The 989-nt window shown below is 70.5% G+C and carries 1 protein-coding gene and 1 pseudogene; both read left to right on the top strand.

Going from position 1 to position 989, the window contains the following annotated elements; genetic code table 11:
- Nucleotides 1-270, top strand: a pseudogene (locus G3N99_RS40580) (cyclase family protein); the annotation flags it as partial.
- 75 nt (nucleotides 271-345) lie between these two features.
- On the top strand, nucleotides 346-989 hold a 644-nt coding region (locus G3N99_RS40575), incomplete at its 3' end, for an MFS transporter (protein WP_206125239.1).

The raw sequence follows: 989 nt of genomic DNA, 5'->3' as shown, positions 1-989 counted from the left end.
GCGTCGGGGCTCGCGGCGCTCGCGGCCGACAACCACGCGGTCGAGGAGCGCCCGCGCGATGCGCAGCCGTTCGCGCAGCCGGGCGCGCTGATGCCGCTGCACGAGCTGTGCCTGTTCAAGCTCGGCATCCATCTCGGCGAGCTGTGGCACCTGACGCCGCTCGCGGACTGGCTGCACGCACATCACCGCAGTCATTTCCTGCTGACCGCGCCGCCGTTGCATCTGCGCGGGCTCGTCGGCTCGCCGGTCAATCCGGTCGCCACCGTGTGATTGCCCGCCGCGCGGCCAGTGCCGCGCCATGACCGCCGTCCCGCGCGCCGCGCGGGCGACTACCGAGGACACGCCATGTCTGACTCCCTTGCGGCATCGCTTGCCGCGCGCATCGATCGCCTGCCGGCGACGGCCGGTATCTGGAAGCTCGTGCTGTTCCTGAGCATCGGCGGCTTTTTCGAGGTCTACGACCTGTTCCAGATGACCTATCTGCCGCCTGGTCTGATTCGAGACGGCATCTTTCACACCGGGGCGCGCGGCGTGCTCGGCATGTCGGACCAGGGCGCGCTCGGCGCGGCGACGTTCATCGGGCTGTTCATCGGCGAGATGTTCGTGTCGCGTCTGGCCGATCGCTATGGGCGCCGCGCGCTGTTCACCGGTGCGCTGCTGCTCTATACCGCGGCGAGCCTGATGATGTGCGTGCAGTCGAGCGCGCTCGGCGTGCTCGTGTGCCGCTTCGTCGCGGGCTGCGGCGTCGGCGCGGAGCTGATCACGATCGGCGCGTTCCTGACCGAGCTGGTGCCGAAGGCGGTGCGAGGCAGGGCGTTCGCGGTCTGCTTCGCCGTCGGCTACCTGGCCATGCCGGTGCTTGCGCTGGTGTCGTGGCTCTGGGTGCCGCGCGATCCGCTCGGCTGGTCCGGATGGCGCTGGGTCGTGCTGCTCGGCGGCAGCGGGGCAGTGGTCGTCTGGTGGCTGCAGAGCAGCACGACCCAGCGCCA

The sequence above is a fragment of the Burkholderia sp. Ac-20392 genome (assembly GCF_017104585.1).
GTDB classification, from domain to species: domain Bacteria; phylum Pseudomonadota; class Gammaproteobacteria; order Burkholderiales; family Burkholderiaceae; genus Burkholderia; species Burkholderia lata.
This window is presented reverse-complemented; position numbering and strand designations above follow the sequence as displayed.